The following is a 16,373-nucleotide window of genomic DNA, read 5'->3' on the forward strand; positions in this document are numbered from 1 at the left end:
ATGCCCGTCACCACCATTGCCGACCGACCGATCCACGTCGACGACGAAGGTTTCCTCACCAGCTACGACGAGTGGGACGAGCAGCTCGCCACCCACCTGGCCGCGCAGATCGGCATCACCCTCACCGACGCGCACTGGGACGTCCTGCGCTTCCTCCGCAAGGACTTCGCCGAGCAGGGCGAGACCGCGACCATCCGCCGAGTGGCCATGTTCGCGGGCACCCCCATCAAGTCCCTCTTCGCCCTCTTCCCGCAGAAGCCCGCCAAGAAGATGGCCTACATCGCCGGCCTGCCCAAGCCGCGCGGTTGCGTCTGACCCAGCCACCCCGCACACCCCGCAGGTCCACCCACCCAGCCACACGGCATACGCAGCATGGAAGGCATGACATGACCACCACCGAAGCGGCACCAGCGATCGTCCCCCAGTTCGACACTCCGTCCGCTACCGGCGGCGGTGGGCGCAAGCTCGCGATCATCTGCTCCAAGGGGAGCCTCGACATGGCCTACCCCGGACTGATCCTCGCGAATGCCGCCCTGGGCGAGGGCGTCGAGACGCACCTGTTCTTCACGTTCTGGGGCTTCGACATGATCACCACGAAGACCATGGCCGACCTCAAGTTCACGCCTCTCGGCAACACGGCCACGCACATGCCCCAGGGCCTCGGCGGTCTGCCCGGCATGACCCACCTGGCCACCTCGCGACTGCGGAAGTCGATCGCCGACCTCGACGTGCCCGACGTCCCGGAGTTCCTCGAGCAGATCGTCGCGTCCGGCGGTCACCTGTGGGCCTGCCAGCTGTCGGCCGACATGAACCACCTGACGAGCGAGGACCTCTACGACGAGGTCGAGGGGATCATCAGCGCGAGTGACTTCATCGAGAAGACCGACGGAGCGCAGCTGCTCTTCATCTAGCAACACAGAGGGGTATGCCGGTGGGTTGCGTTCGCGGCCCACCGGCACTGTCGTGTCGGCCCCCTTGGACGTCAGGGGGTCGTGGTCACGGGCGCCGGCGCCGGCCGAAGACGAAATAGGCGAGTGGACCGACCGTGTTTGATGAAGCTTGCGCAGGCCCACCACAGGCGGCTGCCCCTGACCCCGTCGACCGGTCGGCGCCTCAGGTCGCGCAGTGCTGCGATGCTGCGGCGCTGCGATCAGGACCCTACGGTGAGCCGGTTGATGACCGACGTGACGCCGGGCGTGGCCCAGGCGGCGTGCCCGACCTCGTGGAACTCGTGCCAGGTGTCGACCGAACCGGTCAGCTCGATCGCGGTGCCACGGACGGCGACCTGGACCCGGTCAGCCTCCACCTGGGCGTTGCGCACGAGCGCCTGCCGGATCTTCGCCTTCGCCTGGTCGGCAGCAAAGGGAAGCTTGGGCTTGATCTCGATGTCGTTCTGCACGAACGACACCCCGGGAGCGTGTCGGACCGCCCGCAGGGCCGCCTCGCGCTGGTAGTTCCAGGCGAGCGATCCACTGAGCGTGACGCGTCCGAGGTGCACCGCGACCTTGACGGCTCCCCGTGGGATGACGACGGTGTTCTTGAGTGCCTCGGCGGCTGCCCGCGCGATGTCCACGTCCTCGTGCCACCCCAGACGATGCTTGACGATGATCTGGTCGGCCACCCCCGTCACACCCCTGACGTGGAAGGTGGCCGCGAGCGCCGCCTCCTTCTCGGGATAGGAGTCGACCTCTCCCGAGAGGGTCACGGCCCCGTCGGTCACGGCGACACCGATGTGGTCGGCGTCCACGTCGGGCCACCACCTCAGCTCGTCGGTGACGTGGGTCTTGAGCTGGTGGTCTGTCTGGTGAAGTGTGCTTGTCATGCTTCCAGCCTCGGCCGGGGCCACGCCGCGAGACAGGGACCAAGGTCCGCCTGCGACGCGGCGATCGGGCCCCTTCGGCCACGGGGCGTAGTCTCCGAACAGCGGGACCCTTCGGGTCTCCCCACCAAGGGACTGAACATGTCCGACAAGTCACCACGCCACGCGTTGACCAAGAAGTCCGGCAAGTCCATCAAGGAAAAGCGGGCCGACAAGAAGTCGAAGGCCGCCGAATCAACCGGGATCGAGACGACACTGCATGGCAAGAAGCGCTGACACCCGTTCCACCCCCCTCCTCACGCTCGGAGTGATGGCTCACTCCCGCAAGGAGAACGAGCACCGGCTCCCGATCCACCCCACCCACGTCGAGCGGATCGACCCGGAGCTGCGCGCGCAGATCTTCGTCGAGGAGGGCTACGGCCTGCCGTTCGGTGTCACCGACGAGGCGCTCGCGGCACAGCTCGGCGGGGTGCGCACGCGTGACGAGCTCATCGCCGAGTGCGACATCATCCTGCAGCCCAAGGTGCAGTCGGAGGACCTCGCGGAGCTGCGCGACGGGCAGATCGTCTGGGGGTGGCCGCACTGTGTCCAGGACCAGGCGCTCACCCAGGAGGCGATCGACAAGAAGCTCACCCTCATCGCGTTCGAGGCGATGAACCACTGGGCGCGTGACGGCAGCTTCCTGCTCCACGTGTTCCACCTGAACAACGAGCTCGCCGGCTACTCGTCCGTGTTGCATGCCCTGGCCCTGTCGGGCACGACCGGCACCTATGGTCGCAAGCTCAGGGCGGTCGTCATCGGGTTCGGTGCGACGGCCCGTGGCGCGGTCACGGCGTTGAGTGCCCAGGGCATCGACGACGTGCGGGTGCTCACCGCCCGCAAGGTCGCCGCAGTGGCATCACCCATTCACTCCGTGCAGATCGTCCACCTCGACCACGACGATGACGACCCCACCCAGACGCGCGTCGTCACCAACGAGGGCCGCATTCCCCTCGATGCCTACCTTGCCGACAACGACATCGTCGTCAACTGCGTCCTGCAGGACACCTCGACCCCCTGGACCTTCCTGCAGGAGGAGGACCTGCGCGCCTTCCGCCCGGGCAGCCTCATCGTCGACGTCAGCTGCGACGAGGGCATGGGCTTCAGCTGGGCCCGCCCGACGAGCTTTGAGGACCCGACGTTCATCGTGGGCGACAACCTCACCTACTACGCCGTCGACCACACGCCGTCCTACCTCTGGAACTCGGCGACGTGGGTCAACAGCGAGGCGCTCCTGCCGCACCTGCGCACGGTCCTGTCCGGGCCCGACGCCTGGGTCAAGGAGACGACGATCGAGCGGGCCATCGAGATCCAGGACGGCGAGATCCACAACAAGGACATCCTCGCGTTCCAGGACCGCGAAGACACCTTCCCGTATGCCGTTCGCTCACCTGCCGCGACCGACTGACGACTTCGTGCCCCGCACGGACGGCGAGCGCCTGACGACTTCGTGCCCCGCACGGACGGCGAGCGCCAGCGAGTTGTCCGTGCGGGGCACGCAGTCGTGCTCTGCGTGACCGCCTGACCTCAGGCGCGGATCGCGTTGAGGAGGTCCGGCAGGCTGGCGGGGTCGGCGAGCGTCAGGTGCACCAGTTCGGCGGCTTCGAACCACCTGAGCTGGTCGTGCTCGTCGGGTGCGGCATTGACCGGCTCACCCTCCCAGCGGTCGACGACGAACGCGTGCATCTCGATGCCGGGATCCGAGAACGCCATGGGCATCGGCCGCGGGTCGAGGATCCGCACGCCGAGTTCTTCACGACACTCCCGGACCACAGCCTGCGCCGGTGACTCGCCCGGCTCGATGTGGCCGCCAGCAAGGTCCCAGCAGTCGGGATACCACCGCCGCTCGGGGTTCCGGTGCACCAGCAGGATGCGACCGTCGCGGATCAACGCCGCGGTTGCGATGGCAACACGAGTGGGCACGATCAGAGTCCGAACATGCGAGCACCGTTGTCGTGCAGGACCGCTCGCAACCAGCCGTCACCGAGGTCGAGCCCGACGACGGCCGCCACCGCCTCCTCATAGGGATACGGGATGTTGGGGAAGTCGCTGCCGAAGAGGATGCGGTCACCCAGTGCCACGAGCCGGCCGCGCTCTGCCACCGGGAACGGCGCCAGCTGCTCCATGAAGTCGTGGAACGCCATGGTCGTGTCGAGGTGGACGCGGTCGTGGTCCTCGGCCAGGTCAAGGAACTCCGAGTACTCCGGCGCTCCCATGTGTGCGATGACGAGCTGCAGCTGCGGGAAGCGGCGCAGCACCTCGGCGACCGGCCCGGGCCCGGTGAAGCGGCCAGCGTCCGGGCCGCTGCCGCAGTGGATGACGATCGGCGTGCCCGCGTCCTCGAGCTGACCCCACACCGGATCGAGCAGCGGGTCGCGGGGGTCGTAGTCACCGACCTGGATGTGCGACTTGAAGACCCGCGCCCCGGCCGCGAGGGCGTCTGCGACATCGGCGCCCGCCGACTCCTCGGCGAAGAACGTCGCCGTGTGGAGGCAGTCCGGCGTGCGGGACGCGAAGTCCGCGGACCACCCGTTGAGCCACGCGGCCATACCCGGTTTGTGCGGATAGAGCATGGAGGTGAACGCGATGACTCCGAACCCACGCAGCTGCGCGAGCCGCTCCTCCTCATCACCTCGGTACGTGATGGGCCAGGCGTTCCCGGTCCGCTCCTCGACGGCGTCGAAGAACTTCCACACCTTGGCGAGCACGGGCTCGGGCATGAAGTGGGTGTGCACGTCGACCATCCCGGGGATACTCAGGCGATCGATCGTGGCCCGCAACGGTGTCACCTGCGGCGCGGTCACGACTGGTCCTTCGATCGGAGGCGGCGGACGACGTCGACGAGAGCCACGCCCTCTGCCGGAGTGAGGTTCGCACCGAGGCTGTCGATGAGCTCCGGCAGCGAGTCGAAGTCGTCGGGAGTGATGGCGCGATGCTCGGTCGGCCGTCCCGGGCGCCTGATGGTCACGGAGTCCTCGGTCAGGGCCGCGATCAGCGCGGTGCCGTCCTCGTCGGTGCCCTGAGCGACACACATGAGTGAGGTCATGAAGTGGCTCGTCGGCTGGGTACTCGTCCAGTGGTGCCCCATCGCCACATCGACCGGACGCACCGGCAACGAGTCGATCGTGTGCATGACCTCCCACTCATCTCCGGTGTGCCGCAACACTTCCCACGCCTGCGTGGTGCCGTCCGAAATCGTGCGTATGCCGTGCCGCCACCCTTCCGCTGTCACGTCGGCTCCATCGACCAGAGGGATGGGAGCGAGCGGGGACCGACCGAAGCCCGGGTCGCAGATGAACCGCTCACCCTCGAGATCGACCATGACGACGAGGTGGGTGCGCGGCGCGAGCTGCGGGTCGCCCACACGACCAAGGTGACGGGTCACGGCATACCCGAGCCGGTGAAGAACGGCGGCGAAGAGGGAGGCGTGCTCGAAGCAGTAGCCGCCACGACCGCGCCCGACGAACTTCTCCTGGATCGCCGGCAGGCTGACGCCGGGGTGGGTGCCGAGGAGGACGTCGAGGTTGTCGAAGGTGAAGGTGCGGATGTGCGCCGTCTGCAGCCGGGTCAGCGCCTCGAGGCTCGGCGGCTCAGCAGCGGCGCCGGTGCGCGCGAGGTAGGCGTCGAGGTCCAGCGTCTCGGTGAGCCAGAGGTCAGCAGGCAGTGCGTCGGTCACAGCCCCATCCGATCACGCGGTACCCATCATGCCCAGAGCTGTACGTGCGATTCGGTCAGCGCGGTCCATGGATGTCCAAGACCTGGTCAGTGGCCGCAACCGTCGATGTTCTCCTGCGTCATCGACCACTTCCACTGCCCATCCTCCACGAGCATGTGTGCGTCCACGGGGACATTCATGCCCGACGTCGTGACCTGGGCGGACACCTTTGTCGCGGGCAGCTTCGCTTGGGTGCCGGGAATCGTGATCGTTCCGGCGTCCGTGACGCTCAGAACCTTCGACCACTTGAGATTGGGCACCTCCTCGCTGGCGCGGCACGCCAGATACTCCTTCTCGGAGACCACGTCGCGCTGGGCACTGACCAACGTGGCGTACTGCGCCTCCCAATCCTTCTTCTCGAACTGGTCGACCCACGTCTTGAAGGAAGCTTCAGCCGTTCCGGTCGGGGCGGCGGGGGCTGTCGAGGCCGTGGTCTCGTCCGCATCTGAGTCTCCCAACGAGCCTGTGTAAACAGCACAGTCGACGGGTGTGCCCGACGTGATCACGGACGCGTCGATCTTGATCTTGCCCGAGGCCGGCACGAGCTCCGGAAACTCGGAACCACCTCCGACGATTGTCCCAGCCTTGTCCGTGCACGCGATGGCGAGGCGTACATCCTTGAGTGCCTCCGCCGTGGGGTTACTCAGCTCGAAGCTGGCCTGCTGGCCGCCGTACTCAGACTTCGTGATGACGACCTTCGAGACCGGCAACTTAGGGAAGGGCTTGTCACTGAAGGTGCCTTCGGCCTGGACGTCGATTGTTGCTTCGACCTTGGCGACCTTTTCACCCGGCGCGAGAGTGACTTGGGTACCGACAATGTGGTCCGATTCAGGTTGGCTGAAGGACTCGAGCTGCGATTCTGACTTGAGCAATTTTCCGGCCGCGTCTAGGACGTTGAAATTGACCGTGACCGTCTGCCCGACATACGTCGAATTGTTGTGGACGACGGCACTCACCCACACGTACTCGTCGTTCTGACCAAAGCCACTCTTGACAAGAGTGCCCAGGTCCTTCGGCGCGCTCGCCTTCGCTGCGGGTGTGGCGGGGGCGTCCGAGGCAGACCCCGAGGGACCTTCGTCACCGCTTCCGCACGCTGCTAGCGAAAAGATTGCAGCCGATGCAATGAGCGCAGTGCGAATCACGTTTCCCCCGATGTTGATGATGAGTGCAAGAGGAATGTATTCGAGGGTTGTGCGCGTGTCCGTCGAATAGCCCGTTCTGGCCAGCTAGCTGCGATCGCTTTGGCCCTGCATGGACTCCGCCAGCCTCTTGATGCGGTGCAGGCGCGCGTCCCACGTCTTCCCGACGGCACTGAGCTGAGCCACGGCTCGGGCGAACTGGGCGTCGTCCAGTCGATAGTGCTTCTCTCGGCCGGTCGTCTCGGCGTGGACGAGGCCAGCGCGGTCGAGCACGGCGAGGTGCTTGGCCACGGCCTGCCGCGTCACGGGAAGCCGTTCGCCCAGGCTCGTCGACGTCGCCGACCCGTCGGTGACGAGGATGTCGAGGACCTGGCGCCGGATCGGGTCACCGAGCGCGGACCACAGCTGGTCGTCGATGACGGTGGTGATCACGAGCGGGCCACCTTTGCCGCGTGAGCGCCCAGTCGGGGCAGGAAGAAGTCCCAGCCGCGCTCGTGGTCGTGGAACGCCTCCTCGAGCACGGCGGCCTCCCAGCCCATCTCACGAAAGCCGGTCTCGGTCAGTCGCAGCACGGTCCCCGGAGGCGACGGCTCCAGGTCGATCGTCACGAGTAGCGAGTTGCCGGCAGCGGGCGTCTCCCCATCGGGCGAGGTCCACCGGAAGGAGAAGGTGCGCGGTGGGTCACTCTCGACGACGACGAAGGGGACCGGTTCGTCACGGTCGGCCCACACGAGCTGACCGATCGCGCCCGGGCGCGCACCTGCGTCGAGGGACGCGTCGTCGGACCACCACTCCCGGATGTGCTCCGGCCGGCTGATGACGTCGAAGACGACCTCGGGCGCCGCGTCGATGCGGATCTCCCGCTCGAGCGTTCCGAACTCGGTGAGCTCCATCGCCTGCTCCGTTCCCGCAATCATTGGTTGCGCTCCACGTTACCCGACGTCGTCAGCACCTCCGGGGAGGAGGCACGTGCGGCAGCCGCGGCAGCGTCCTCGTCCGCACTGCCCACCCGAAGGCCGAGCGTGGCCACGGCGATGGCGATGGCCGCGACAGCGAAAAGGCCGCCCACAGTGACAATCGCCCCCACGCCGTCGACGGTGATGGCCGCCCCACCCGCGAGGGACCCGATCGCGATGCCGGCATTGACCGCGGAGGCCGGGAGGGAAGCAGCCAACGGTCCACCCGGGCCGGCGAGCGTGACGACCCGGTGCTGGAGCGACGGCGCCATCCCCATCCCGAACAGCCCCATGCCCAGGATCGCGAGGCCAACGAGGATCGGGCTCGCCCCGAAGGCCGCCATGAGCCCGATCGAACCCAGCACCCCGACGCAGCCGACCACGAGGGCGCGCGCAGCGTGGGCATCAGCGAACCGCCCACCGACTGACGACCCGACCGTGGTCGCGACGCCGTAGGTGAGGAGGAAGGCGCTCACCACCGATCCCCGCACGTGCGTGATCTCGTCGAGGAAGGGCACGACATAGGTGAGGACCGACTGGATCGCGGCGAAGATGACGGCGCACAGCGCCAGGAGGGCGAGCACTCGCGGCGCGAAGGCGTGCCGGGCCTGCTCGAAGGCCCGACTGCCACCGGCCGTCGGCACGGAGGGCAACACCATGCTCGCGAGCGCCAGCACCAGGGCGGCGATGACGACGACCGCGACGAACGACGCCCTCCACCCGATGGCCTGGCCCAGCACGGTCCCGAGCGGCAGGCCGAGTGCACTGGCGCTGGCGAACCCGGAGATCACCACGGCCATGGCCCGGCCCGCCCGCTCCGGCGGCACCACCGAGGTCGCCGTCGTGATGGCGGCGGCGATGTAGAGCCCCTGCACAGCGCCGATCAGCACGCGCGCCACGAGGAAGGTGGAGTAGTCCGCACCCAGGGCCGGCAGCAGGTTGGCCGCGACGAACACGCCCGTCGAGCCCAGGACGACGAGTCGTCGGTCGAGGGCCGTCGTGAGGAAGGTGAGCAGAGGCCCACCCACAGCCAGCCCGACAGCGTTCGCCGTGACGAGAGCTCCGGCCGAGGGCACCGAGACATCAAGGTCGGCGGCGATGAGGTCGATCAGCCCCACGACGAGCATCTCGGCGCAGCCCATGACGAAGGCTCCGGTGAAGAGGACGGCAAGCACCACGGTCGCGCGAGGGACTCGTCCGTTCGCTGGGGTGGTCGAGGCCCTGGTCATGACGTTCTCCTTCGACGGCGCTTCAGAGTGCAACCTTTGGTTGCTTACAACGTAACGCGAGGACGCGGCATACGCAACCTTTTGTTGCCTTGAAGCACCCCGAACGGCATCACACAGGGCGCCCGCCTACGCTCACCGCACATGGACGTCGGCACCGAACTCTCCACGCGCCTGGGGTCAGCCGCGCCCGGACTCAACGCCGGCGCCCTCGCCACGGCAGCACTCGCAGCCCTCGCCGTGGTCCTCGTTCCGACGATCTGGCTGCAGCTGCGCATCGCCGTCACGCTCGTCCACGAACTCGGCCACGCGATCATCGGCATCGCGTTCGGCCGCCGCTTCACCGGCTTCGTCGTCCGCGGAGACATGTCCGGCCACGCCGTGACCGTCGGCCCGGCGCGCGGCATCGGCCGCATTGCGACGACCTGGGCCGGCTACCCGATGCCGGCTCTCGTCGGTCTCCTCATGGTCTGGTCGGCAACGACGGGGTATGCCGCCGCGCTCCTGTTCGCGTGCCTGCTCACCTTGGTCGTCGTGCTGGCCTTCGTGCGCTCCGCCGGGACCCTGGCCACGGTCGCGGCCGCCGGTGTCGGCATCGGCGCGCTCTGGTGGTGGCGCAACGACGAGGTCCAGGCGCTCGCCGTCGTGTCGACCGGGCTCGTCCTCCTCATCGGCGCCTGGCGCCACCTCGGCGCCCTCACGTCGGCCCACGGACGGCGCGACCGCGGAAGTGACGCGGCCGTGCTGAGGCAACTGACCGGCATACCCGCGTTCGTCTGGATCGGGACCTTCGTCGCCGTGCTTGCGCTCGCGACCTGGGAAGCCGCGCGGCTCCTCCTCGCCCTCAGCTGAGCAGCGAGCGGACGGCCTTCTCGAGGGTGGCCTGGCGCTTGAGCGGGTCCCGGCCGGTGGCCTTGGGGATGGCGATCGTCTCGCCGTTCTCGTAGTGGTCGATGACGCGGGGGTCGACGTAGGACTTGCGCGCGATCGTCGGGGTGTTGCCGAGGTAGTCGGAGACCTGCTCGACGGAGTCCTTGATCGCGCGGCGCCTGGAGGCCTGGGTGTCGCCCGGCTCCGGTGAGGTCGCCAGCGCGGCCGCCGCGTGGACGGTGGCGTGCCAGGTGCGGAAGTCCTTGGCCGTGACGTCGGCATCGAAGAGATTCGCGAGGTAGGCGTTGACGTCAGCGGCCTCGAGGTCGACCCAACGTGAGCCGTCGGTGCGATAGGCAAGAACGCGGGCGGAGGTGGTCCGGCGGCGGCGCATGACGCTGAGTGCCGCGGCGACGTCCTTGTCGCGGATGGTGACCTGCTGGGCGACACCACTCTTGCCATCGAACGAGAACTGCAACCCCTCACCGACCTTGCGGACGTGCTGGCGCTCGAGGGTGGTGAGCCCGAAGGAGCCGTTGGCGTCCGTGTAGACGTCGTTGCCGATTCGGAAGTAGCCGAGGTCGAGCAGACGCACGGCGACAGCGGCGGCCCGCTCGAGCGGCATACCCTCGCGGTGAAGGTCGCTGGTCACGCGGCGGCGGGCAGCGGGGAACTGGGCGGCGGCCTCCAGGACGCGGTCGAACTTCAGCTCGTCGCGCTTGGCGCGCCAGTCCGGGTGATAGAGGTACTGACGACGACCGGCGTCATCGGTACCGACGGCCTGCAGGTGACCGTTGGCGACGGAGCAGATCCACACGTCCTCCCAGGCGGGCGGAATCGCGAGGGAGCGGATCCGCTCGACGTCGCTCGCGGGCAGCCGCTTGTCGCCCTTGTCGACGTAGGTGAATCCCTTGCCGGCGCGTCGTCGCGTCCAGCCTCGGTCCTTGGGCGAGACGGTGCGCAGTCGGGTCATGAGCGCCATCGTCGCAGGTCAGGGGCTGAATTGGAGCGTTACCAGTCATGGCCGGTGGTGAGGAGGGCCGACTCCATCTCGAATCGCTGGCGGCGCGACAACGACCCCCGACCCTCTGGCACCGGGAGATCCACGCTGCGGCAGTAGTCCCGCAACACCAGGTCATAGGCGAGGTTGGTGGCCGCCAACCTCTCGGCCTTCCACGGCTGGTTGCCCTCCTCGACCTGCCGCACCAGCTGGGCCATCCGGGCGAGCTCGAGTCCGAGCAGGACCGGAGGCAGCGGCTCGGGCGGGCGGCGCTGCCGCAGGGCGACGACGACCGCCAACAGGGCAGCGAGCATCGCCAACCCGACCATGCCGAGGGTGCTTCCCATCCCGCTCACCTCTGGGCCATTTTCCCCCGAGGAGCCGCCCACCACAATGGCCCACTGCGTGCTGCTCCAAGGCAGGCAGAAGCGGGATACTCGCCATCCCCGTGGGCGACGCCCGTTCGTGGGCTGGCCGAGATCGGGCCGTGGTGGAGGCAGAGCGCGATGGACCCGACGAGGTCTTCACGTTCGCCCATGAAGTGGTCGCCATCGACGGGGACACGGTTGTCTTGCGGGTCGCTGTCGACTACCCGAGCTCGACGTGGCGTGACCTCTGGGTGGTGACGTTCGCCCCGGATGGTCGAGCCACGGCCTTCGAGGAATGGCCGTTCTCGCCCTCTCAGCCCGACGGGCACTGAACGGCCAACAGCCGATCAGGCTCCCGTCGGTTGGTCTTCTCGTGCACCGACCGGGCCGGTGGCTGCTGAGGTGCGGCGACTGCCGGCGACGGTCTGGAAGCTGCCGGTGTAGGTCGGCGCCAGTCCGTGAACGGTGCGCGGATCGGGGCGGGCGCTCGTGGGTACGGGCGTGTGGTGGTAGTCGACCTGAACCCTGTCCGGCGTGACGTCGATGACCGCGAAGCCGTGGCCGACGCCGTCGATGTAGCGGATCCACGGGTTGAGCTGCCGCGCGGCACCGATGGCCTGACGGGTGACCGCGACCACGACCTCGGGCGGCTGCCCAGCCAGTGGAGCCGTGCCGCCGATGACCTCGAAGAAGCCGTCGCTCGTGACGCTGGGGCAGACGAACTCCACTCCCGCGGACGTGTAGGTCGGGCTGCCGGGTGTCGCCGCGACCGGCAGGTCGCAGACGAAGGAGGCGTGGATGTCGCCCGTCAGCACGACGATGTCACCGGCGTCTGCGCTGGGCTGGGCGGCCGCGTGGGTGAGGAGGTTCGTGCGGTCGGCGGTGTAGCCGTCCCACTGGTCGGCGTTGACGAACGTGTAGCCCGGTGCGCCGAGAGCCGCGCCCGGGTAGAGGACGGGTGCGACCATGACCTGGTTGCCGAAGAGGTGCCAGCGGCGACCCTGCTCGGCGATGCCGTCCTTGATCCAGGTGAGCTGTTCGGGCTCGGGCAGGTGTCGGCCCGGGTGTGCGAGCCCACCATCGATGGCCGGGCTGATACCGATCGGCACGAACCCGTCGAAGGGGACATTGGGGACGCTGATCTGGGCGCTGCGGTTCTGCCGGGTCTCGACGATCGACAGGTCGCCGAGGTCGCCGAAGGTGAACCGCCGGAAGAAGCGGGTGCCCTGGTGGGGAGTCGCCTGCGACTGGTCGGGGAGGCGAAACGGCATCCACTCGAGGTAGGCCTGCATGGCCTGCGCGCGGCGGGCCAGGTAGTCACCCTCCGACGCCTGGTGGTTGCCCGCGCCAGCGGCCCAGGCGTTGTTGGCGACCTCGTGGTCGTCGAAGATCGTGATCCACGGGTGCTGGCGGTGCGCTGCCTGCAGGTCGCCATCGGCCTTGTGCAGGGCATGGCGCAGGCGATAACCCTCGAGGTCGATCGTCTCGGTGGGGGGCTGGGAGTCGCGGACTCCGGCGAGCGAGGCCGGGCCGTAGCGGTCGGCGCCGTTGCCGTACTCGTAGATGTAGTCGCCGACGTGCAGGACGAAGTCGAGGTCGTCGCGCTCGGCGATGGTGCGGTAGGCGTTGAAGTAGCCGCCGGTGTAGTTGCTGCAGCTGACAAGGGCCATGCGCAGTGCGTGGGTCTCGCCCTCGACGTCACCGGCCGTCTGGGTGCGGCCGGTGGTGGAGAACTCACCCAGGCTCTGGAAGCGGTAGTAGTAGCGCGTGTAGGCATCGAGGCCGGTCACGTCGACCTTGACCGTGTGGTCGCTGGCGGCGTTCGTCATGACCATGCCGTGCGCCACGACTCGGGTGAACTGGGAGTCCAGCGACACCTGCCAGCGCACGGGAAGGGGAGCGCCGAGGCCGCTGCCGGGTGCAGCGACGGGGGCGCCCTTGCCCTTGGGCGGAGGGGTGGCCCGGGTCCAGATGACGACGGCGTCGCCGGTCGGATCGCCGCTGGCGACGCCATAACCGAAGACACCCTTGCTCGCCGGTGCTGCGGCGGCGGCCGGGTCGAAAAGGCGGGGTACTGCCAGGGCTGCACTCGCGGCGGCCACACCCTTGAGCAGGCTGCGGCGGTCGACCGAAGGAGTCGTCATGTCTGGACGCTACGCCCGTTGTGTTGATCCGGAGGGCGATCGGCATGAACCCCCGCGCAACGCTGGGGAGCCACCGACTTCGTGCCCCATACGGACCATTCCAGCGGACGTCTTTCGTCCGTGGTTCGGTCCGTATGGGGCACGAAGTCGGGGTTGAGCTGGGTGGGTGCGGGGTGGTTCCTACTTCTTGACGTCGAAGCGGTCGGCGTCCATGACCTTGGCCCAGGCAGCGACGAAGTCGTGCACGAACTTCTCGCTGGCGTCGTCGGAGGCGTAGACCTCGGCGACGGCCTTGAGCTCGGAGTTCGAGCCGAAGACCAGGTCGGCGCGCGTGCCCGTCCACTCCTGGCCATTGGCGCCGCGACCCGTGTAGGTGTCGTCGCCAGCCGACGTCCACGTCGTCCCCAGGTCGAGCAGGTTGACGAAGAAGTCGTTCGACAGCGTGCCGACGCGGTCGGTGAGCACACCAGCGGTCGAGCCACCGGAGTTGGCACCGAGCACGCGCAGTCCACCGACGAGAGCGGTCAGCTCGGGCGCGGAGACGCCGAGGAGGTTGGCGCGGTCGATGAGGAGGTACTCGGCCGGCAGACGGTTGTCGCTCCGGTCGTAGTTGCGGAACCCGTCAGCCTTCGGCTCCAGCCACGCGAACGACTCGACGTCGGTCTGCTCCTGGGTCGCGTCGCCGCGGCCAGGGGTGAACGGAACCTCGACCTCGACGCCACCGGCGCGAGCGGCCTGCTCGACACCGACGTTGCCACCGAGCACGACCGCGTCAGCGAACGAGAGGTTGTTCGCGCCAGCGATCTCCTCGAGCGTGGTCAGCACCGGAGCGAGCTCGGACGGGTCGTTGGCCTCCCACGAGCGCTGCGGCTCGAGGCGGATGCGGCCACCGTTGGCGCCACCGCGCTTGTCGCTGCTGCGGAACGAGCCAGCCGCGGCCCAGGCCGCCTTGACCAGCTTCGTGGCCGTGAGCCCGGAGGCAGCGATCGCGGCCTTGGCGGCAGCGATGTTCTCGGCGGACGTGCCGAGCTCGTTGGCGGGGATCGGGTCCTGCCAGAGGAGCTCCTCGGACGGAACCTCGGGGCCGACGTAGCGGTCGACCGGGCCCATGTCGCGGTGGGTCAGCTTGTACCAAGCGCGAGCGAACGCGTCGGCGAAGTCGGCCGGGTTCTCGTGGAAGCGGCGCGAGATCGCCTCGTAGGCCGGGTCGACCTTGAGGGCGAGGTCGGTCGTGAGCATCGTCGGGAGACGCTTGGCGCCGCCCTCGTTCGGTGCCGGGACGGTGGCCTCGGCGTCCTTGGCGACCCACTGCGAGGCGCCGGCCGGGCTCTTCTGGAGCTCGTACTCGAAGCCGAAGAGGTGGTCGAAGAAGCCGTTGCCCCACTGCGTCGGCGTTGCGGTCCAGGTGACCTCGAGCCCCGAGGTGATGGCGTCGGCGCCCTTGCCCGAGTTGAAGGTGCTCAGCCAGCCGAGGCCCTGGTTCTCCAGGGGGCCGGCCTCCGGCTCGGGTCCGACGTGGGCCTCCGGGTCACCGGCGCCGTGCGTCTTGCCGAAGGTGTGGCCGCCGGCGATGAGCGCCACGGTCTCCTCGTCGTTCATCGCCATCCGCTTGAACGTCTCGCGGATGTCGATCGCCGAGAGGGCCGGGTCCGGGTTGGCGTTGGGGCCTTCGGGGTTGACGTAGATGAGGCCCATCTGGACTGCGGCGAGCGGGTTCTCGAGGTCGCGCTCACCGGTGTAGCGCTCGTCGCCGAGCCACTCGGTCTCGGGGCCCCAGTAGACGTCGTTGTCGGGCTCCCACGCGTCGACGCGACCGCCGGCGAAGCCAAAGGTCTTGAAGCCCATGGTCTCGAGCGCGACGTTGCCGGTGAGGATCATGAGGTCGGCCCACGACAGGCTCTGGCCGTACTTCTTCTTGACCGGCCACAGCAGACGCCGGGCCTTGTCGAGGTTGCCGTTGTCGGGCCAGGAGCTGAGCGGGGCGAAGCGCTGCTGGCCGGTGCCGCCGCCGCCACGACCGTCCGCGACGCGATAGGTGCCGGCGCTGTGCCATGCCATGCGGACCATGAACGGGCCGTAGTGACCGAAGTCGGCGGGCCACCAGTCCTGCGAGGTCGTGAGGACGGCCGCGATGTCGCTCTTGACCGCAGCGAGGTCCAAGGTCTCGAACGCTGCGGCGTAGTCGAAGTCCTCACCGAGCGGGTTCGTCACCGGCTGGTTCTTCGCGAGGATCTTGAGGTTGAGACGGTCCGGCCACCAGGTGCGGTTCGGGTCACCCTGGGTGGGCTGCGAGGTGGCTCCGTGCACGACGGGGCAACCGCCGGCTCCTTCGGAGGCGGGGGAGTCCTCGTTCATCTCCTTGACTTCGGCGTCGTCGGTCCTGTTGTCGTTGACGGTCATCGGCGTCCCTTCTCATCATTCGGTTTGGTGGTCGGGTTGGTGGTGAGTTCGGTTGTCGCAGTGGACTTCTGGCAGGTCTGGCACAGGCCCCAATAGACGACCTCCGCCTCGTCGACGGCGAAGCCCGTCGGGGCGTCGGATGCATCCAGGCAGGGAGCCGCGCCGGTCGCACAGGCGACGTCGGTGATCGAGCCGCACACACGGCATACGGCGTGGTGGTGGTTGTCTCCCACGTGCAGCTCGTAGCGCGCCACGGAACCGGTCGGCTGGATGCGGCGCACGAGCCCCGCGTCGGTCAGCGCGCTGAGGCAGTCATAGACCGCCTGGTGAGAGACCGAGGTATGCCGTGTGCGCACCTGCTCGATGACCGTTCCGGTGTCGGCGTGCGGGCTGTCGTGCAGGGCGTTGAGGACGGCCACGCGGGGACGGGTCACCCGGAGGTTCGCCCCTCGCAACAGGTCTTCGACATCCGTGGGCACGTGCCCAACCCTTCCGCCTTTTCTTGAACCTGTCAAGAAAAGACCTGCCTCCCTTCCGGGAGACAGGCGAAGGGCCCTCGGAAGTATGAGTTCCAAGGGCCCTTCAGGGTGATCGGTCGATGTGACGATCCCGATCGACTTCTCTTTGCCTCCGGTCCCGGGTGCCTACGTCACCTGGCTCCCGCAGCGAGCGAACCCGCTGTGTGGACCTTCTTCTC

Annotated in this window: 19 protein-coding genes; 6 read left to right on the forward strand and 13 right to left on the reverse strand. The window is 68.3% G+C overall.

Annotation, left to right across the window (positions count from 1 at the left end):
* Both JNB_RS12340 and JNB_RS12345 read left to right on the forward strand, forming a co-directional pair.
* On the forward strand, nucleotides 1-315 hold the full coding sequence (locus JNB_RS12340; RefSeq protein WP_009776814.1) for a TusE/DsrC/DsvC family sulfur relay protein: 315 nt from the start codon (nucleotides 1-3) through the stop codon (nucleotides 313-315).
* Nucleotides 316-386: 71 nt separating this feature from the next.
* Nucleotides 387-911 (forward strand): DsrE/DsrF/DrsH-like family protein, encoded by a 525-nt coding sequence (locus tag JNB_RS12345; protein ID WP_009776815.1) that lies wholly within the window; start codon nucleotides 387-389, stop codon nucleotides 909-911.
* 239 nt (nucleotides 912-1,150) lie between these two features.
* Here JNB_RS12345 and JNB_RS12350 read toward each other — a convergent pair whose 3' ends face one another.
* Nucleotides 1,151-1,822 carry a BON domain-containing protein gene (locus tag JNB_RS12350; RefSeq protein WP_009776816.1) on the reverse strand — a complete coding sequence of 224 codons (672 nt, stop codon included), beginning with the start codon at nucleotides 1,820-1,822 and terminating at the stop codon, nucleotides 1,151-1,153.
* Nucleotides 1,823-1,960: 138 nt separating this feature from the next.
* On the opposite strand from JNB_RS12350, the gene JNB_RS22160 reads away from it, so the two are divergent.
* Together JNB_RS22160 and JNB_RS12355 are read left to right on the forward strand one after the other, a co-directional pair.
* Nucleotides 1,961-2,095, forward strand: a complete 135-nt coding sequence (locus JNB_RS22160; RefSeq protein WP_009776817.1) for a hypothetical protein — start codon at nucleotides 1,961-1,963, stop codon at nucleotides 2,093-2,095.
* 34 nt (nucleotides 2,096-2,129) lie between these two features.
* Nucleotides 2,130-3,266: a N(5)-(carboxyethyl)ornithine synthase gene (locus JNB_RS12355; RefSeq protein ID WP_009776818.1), complete on the forward strand. Its 1,137-nt coding sequence runs from the start codon at nucleotides 2,130-2,132 to the stop codon at nucleotides 3,264-3,266.
* A 119-nt stretch (nucleotides 3,267-3,385) separates the two neighbouring features.
* On the opposite strand, the gene JNB_RS12360 is transcribed toward JNB_RS12355, so the two are convergent.
* The 7 genes from JNB_RS12360 to JNB_RS12390 all read right to left on the reverse strand — a co-directional run bounded on the left by JNB_RS12360 (nucleotide 3,386) and on the right by JNB_RS12390 (nucleotide 8,897).
* Nucleotides 3,386-3,781, reverse strand: coding sequence for an NUDIX domain-containing protein (locus tag JNB_RS12360; protein WP_009776819.1), 396 nt, complete (start codon nucleotides 3,779-3,781; stop codon nucleotides 3,386-3,388).
* A 2-nt stretch (nucleotides 3,782-3,783) separates the two neighbouring features.
* Nucleotides 3,784-4,662: an amidohydrolase family protein gene (locus JNB_RS12365; RefSeq protein ID WP_237700655.1), complete on the reverse strand. Its 879-nt coding sequence runs from the start codon at nucleotides 4,660-4,662 to the stop codon at nucleotides 3,784-3,786.
* The gene (locus JNB_RS12370; protein WP_009776821.1) at nucleotides 4,659-5,534 is read right to left on the reverse strand and encodes an arylamine N-acetyltransferase; all 876 of its coding nucleotides are present in this window, start codon (nucleotides 5,532-5,534) and stop codon (nucleotides 4,659-4,661) included. The genes JNB_RS12365 and JNB_RS12370 overlap by 4 nt, the downstream gene beginning before the upstream one ends.
* A gap of 86 nt (nucleotides 5,535-5,620) precedes the next feature.
* A complete protein-coding gene (locus tag JNB_RS12375) occupies nucleotides 5,621-6,529 on the reverse strand; it encodes a hypothetical protein (RefSeq protein WP_148232405.1) in 909 nt (302 codons plus the stop codon).
* 270 nt (nucleotides 6,530-6,799) lie between these two features.
* On the reverse strand, nucleotides 6,800-7,144 hold the full coding sequence (locus tag JNB_RS12380; RefSeq protein ID WP_009776823.1) for a metalloregulator ArsR/SmtB family transcription factor: 345 nt from the start codon (nucleotides 7,142-7,144) through the stop codon (nucleotides 6,800-6,802).
* Nucleotides 7,141-7,629, reverse strand: coding sequence for an SRPBCC family protein (locus JNB_RS12385; protein ID WP_009776824.1), 489 nt, complete (start codon nucleotides 7,627-7,629; stop codon nucleotides 7,141-7,143). The genes JNB_RS12380 and JNB_RS12385 overlap by 4 nt, the downstream gene beginning before the upstream one ends.
* The gene (locus tag JNB_RS12390; RefSeq protein WP_009776825.1) at nucleotides 7,626-8,897 is read right to left on the reverse strand and encodes an MFS transporter; all 1,272 of its coding nucleotides are present in this window, start codon (nucleotides 8,895-8,897) and stop codon (nucleotides 7,626-7,628) included. The genes JNB_RS12385 and JNB_RS12390 overlap by 4 nt, the downstream gene beginning before the upstream one ends.
* Nucleotides 8,898-9,038: 141 nt before the next feature.
* Here JNB_RS12390 and JNB_RS12395 point away from each other — a divergent pair, with 141 nt between their 5' ends.
* A complete protein-coding gene (locus tag JNB_RS12395) occupies nucleotides 9,039-9,746 on the forward strand; it encodes a M50 family metallopeptidase (protein WP_009776826.1) in 708 nt (235 codons plus the stop codon).
* Here the strand turns inward: JNB_RS12395 and JNB_RS12400 are convergent.
* Together JNB_RS12400 and JNB_RS20535 are read right to left on the reverse strand one after the other, a co-directional pair.
* Nucleotides 9,739-10,737, reverse strand: coding sequence for a DNA topoisomerase IB (locus JNB_RS12400; RefSeq protein ID WP_040884778.1), 999 nt, complete (start codon nucleotides 10,735-10,737; stop codon nucleotides 9,739-9,741). The two genes, JNB_RS12395 and JNB_RS12400, sit on opposite strands and share 8 nt — an antisense overlap.
* Nucleotides 10,738-10,775: 38 nt before the next feature.
* The gene (locus tag JNB_RS20535; RefSeq protein WP_009776828.1) at nucleotides 10,776-11,111 is read right to left on the reverse strand and encodes a hypothetical protein; all 336 of its coding nucleotides are present in this window, start codon (nucleotides 11,109-11,111) and stop codon (nucleotides 10,776-10,778) included.
* 101 nt (nucleotides 11,112-11,212) lie between these two features.
* On the opposite strand from JNB_RS20535, the gene JNB_RS12405 reads away from it, so the two are divergent.
* Nucleotides 11,213-11,464 (forward strand): hypothetical protein, encoded by a 252-nt coding sequence (locus tag JNB_RS12405; protein WP_148232406.1) that lies wholly within the window; start codon nucleotides 11,213-11,215, stop codon nucleotides 11,462-11,464.
* A gap of 15 nt (nucleotides 11,465-11,479) precedes the next feature.
* Here the strand turns inward: JNB_RS12405 and JNB_RS12410 are convergent, their stop codons facing one another.
* The 3 genes from JNB_RS12410 to JNB_RS12420 form a co-directional block, all read right to left on the reverse strand.
* A complete protein-coding gene (locus tag JNB_RS12410; RefSeq protein WP_009776830.1) occupies nucleotides 11,480-13,276 on the reverse strand; it encodes an alkaline phosphatase in 1,797 nt (598 codons plus the stop codon).
* A 180-nt stretch (nucleotides 13,277-13,456) separates the two neighbouring features.
* Nucleotides 13,457-15,676: a catalase/peroxidase HPI gene (gene katG, locus JNB_RS12415; RefSeq protein WP_009776831.1), complete on the reverse strand. Its 2,220-nt coding sequence runs from the start codon at nucleotides 15,674-15,676 to the stop codon at nucleotides 13,457-13,459.
* The gene (locus JNB_RS12420; RefSeq protein WP_009776832.1) at nucleotides 15,673-16,155 is read right to left on the reverse strand and encodes a Fur family transcriptional regulator; all 483 of its coding nucleotides are present in this window, start codon (nucleotides 16,153-16,155) and stop codon (nucleotides 15,673-15,675) included. The genes katG and JNB_RS12420 overlap by 4 nt, the downstream gene beginning before the upstream one ends.
* Nucleotides 16,156-16,373: the final 218 nt, after the last annotated feature.

Source organism: Janibacter sp. HTCC2649 (assembly GCF_000152705.1).
In the GTDB taxonomy this organism is placed as follows: Bacteria; Actinomycetota; Actinomycetes; order Actinomycetales; family Dermatophilaceae; genus Knoellia.

What these genes read in the sequence shown, in the direction of transcription:
- JNB_RS12410 (WP_009776830.1), bottom strand. Translation starts at nt 13,276, where the DNA reads ATGACGACTCCTTCGGTCGACCGCCGCAGCCTGCTCAAGGGTGTGGCC.
- JNB_RS12385 (WP_009776824.1), bottom strand. Translation starts at nt 7,629, where the DNA reads ATGATTGCGGGAACGGAGCAGGCGATGGAGCTCACCGAGTTCGGAACG.
- JNB_RS12345 (WP_009776815.1), top strand. Translation starts at nt 387, where the DNA reads ATGACCACCACCGAAGCGGCACCAGCGATCGTCCCCCAGTTCGACACT.
- JNB_RS12355 (WP_009776818.1), top strand. Translation starts at nt 2,130, where the DNA reads ATGGCTCACTCCCGCAAGGAGAACGAGCACCGGCTCCCGATCCACCCC.
- JNB_RS12395 (WP_009776826.1), top strand. Translation starts at nt 9,039, where the DNA reads ATGGACGTCGGCACCGAACTCTCCACGCGCCTGGGGTCAGCCGCGCCC.
- JNB_RS12340 (WP_009776814.1), top strand. Translation starts at nt 1, where the DNA reads ATGCCCGTCACCACCATTGCCGACCGACCGATCCACGTCGACGACGAA.
- JNB_RS20535 (WP_009776828.1), bottom strand. Translation starts at nt 11,111, where the DNA reads ATGGGAAGCACCCTCGGCATGGTCGGGTTGGCGATGCTCGCTGCCCTG.
- JNB_RS12350 (WP_009776816.1), bottom strand. Translation starts at nt 1,822, where the DNA reads ATGACAAGCACACTTCACCAGACAGACCACCAGCTCAAGACCCACGTC.
- JNB_RS22160 (WP_009776817.1), top strand. Translation starts at nt 1,961, where the DNA reads ATGTCCGACAAGTCACCACGCCACGCGTTGACCAAGAAGTCCGGCAAG.
- JNB_RS12400 (WP_040884778.1), bottom strand. Translation starts at nt 10,737, where the DNA reads ATGACCCGACTGCGCACCGTCTCGCCCAAGGACCGAGGCTGGACGCGA.
- katG (WP_009776831.1), bottom strand. Translation starts at nt 15,676, where the DNA reads ATGACCGTCAACGACAACAGGACCGACGACGCCGAAGTCAAGGAGATG.
- JNB_RS12390 (WP_009776825.1), bottom strand. Translation starts at nt 8,897, where the DNA reads ATGACCAGGGCCTCGACCACCCCAGCGAACGGACGAGTCCCTCGCGCG.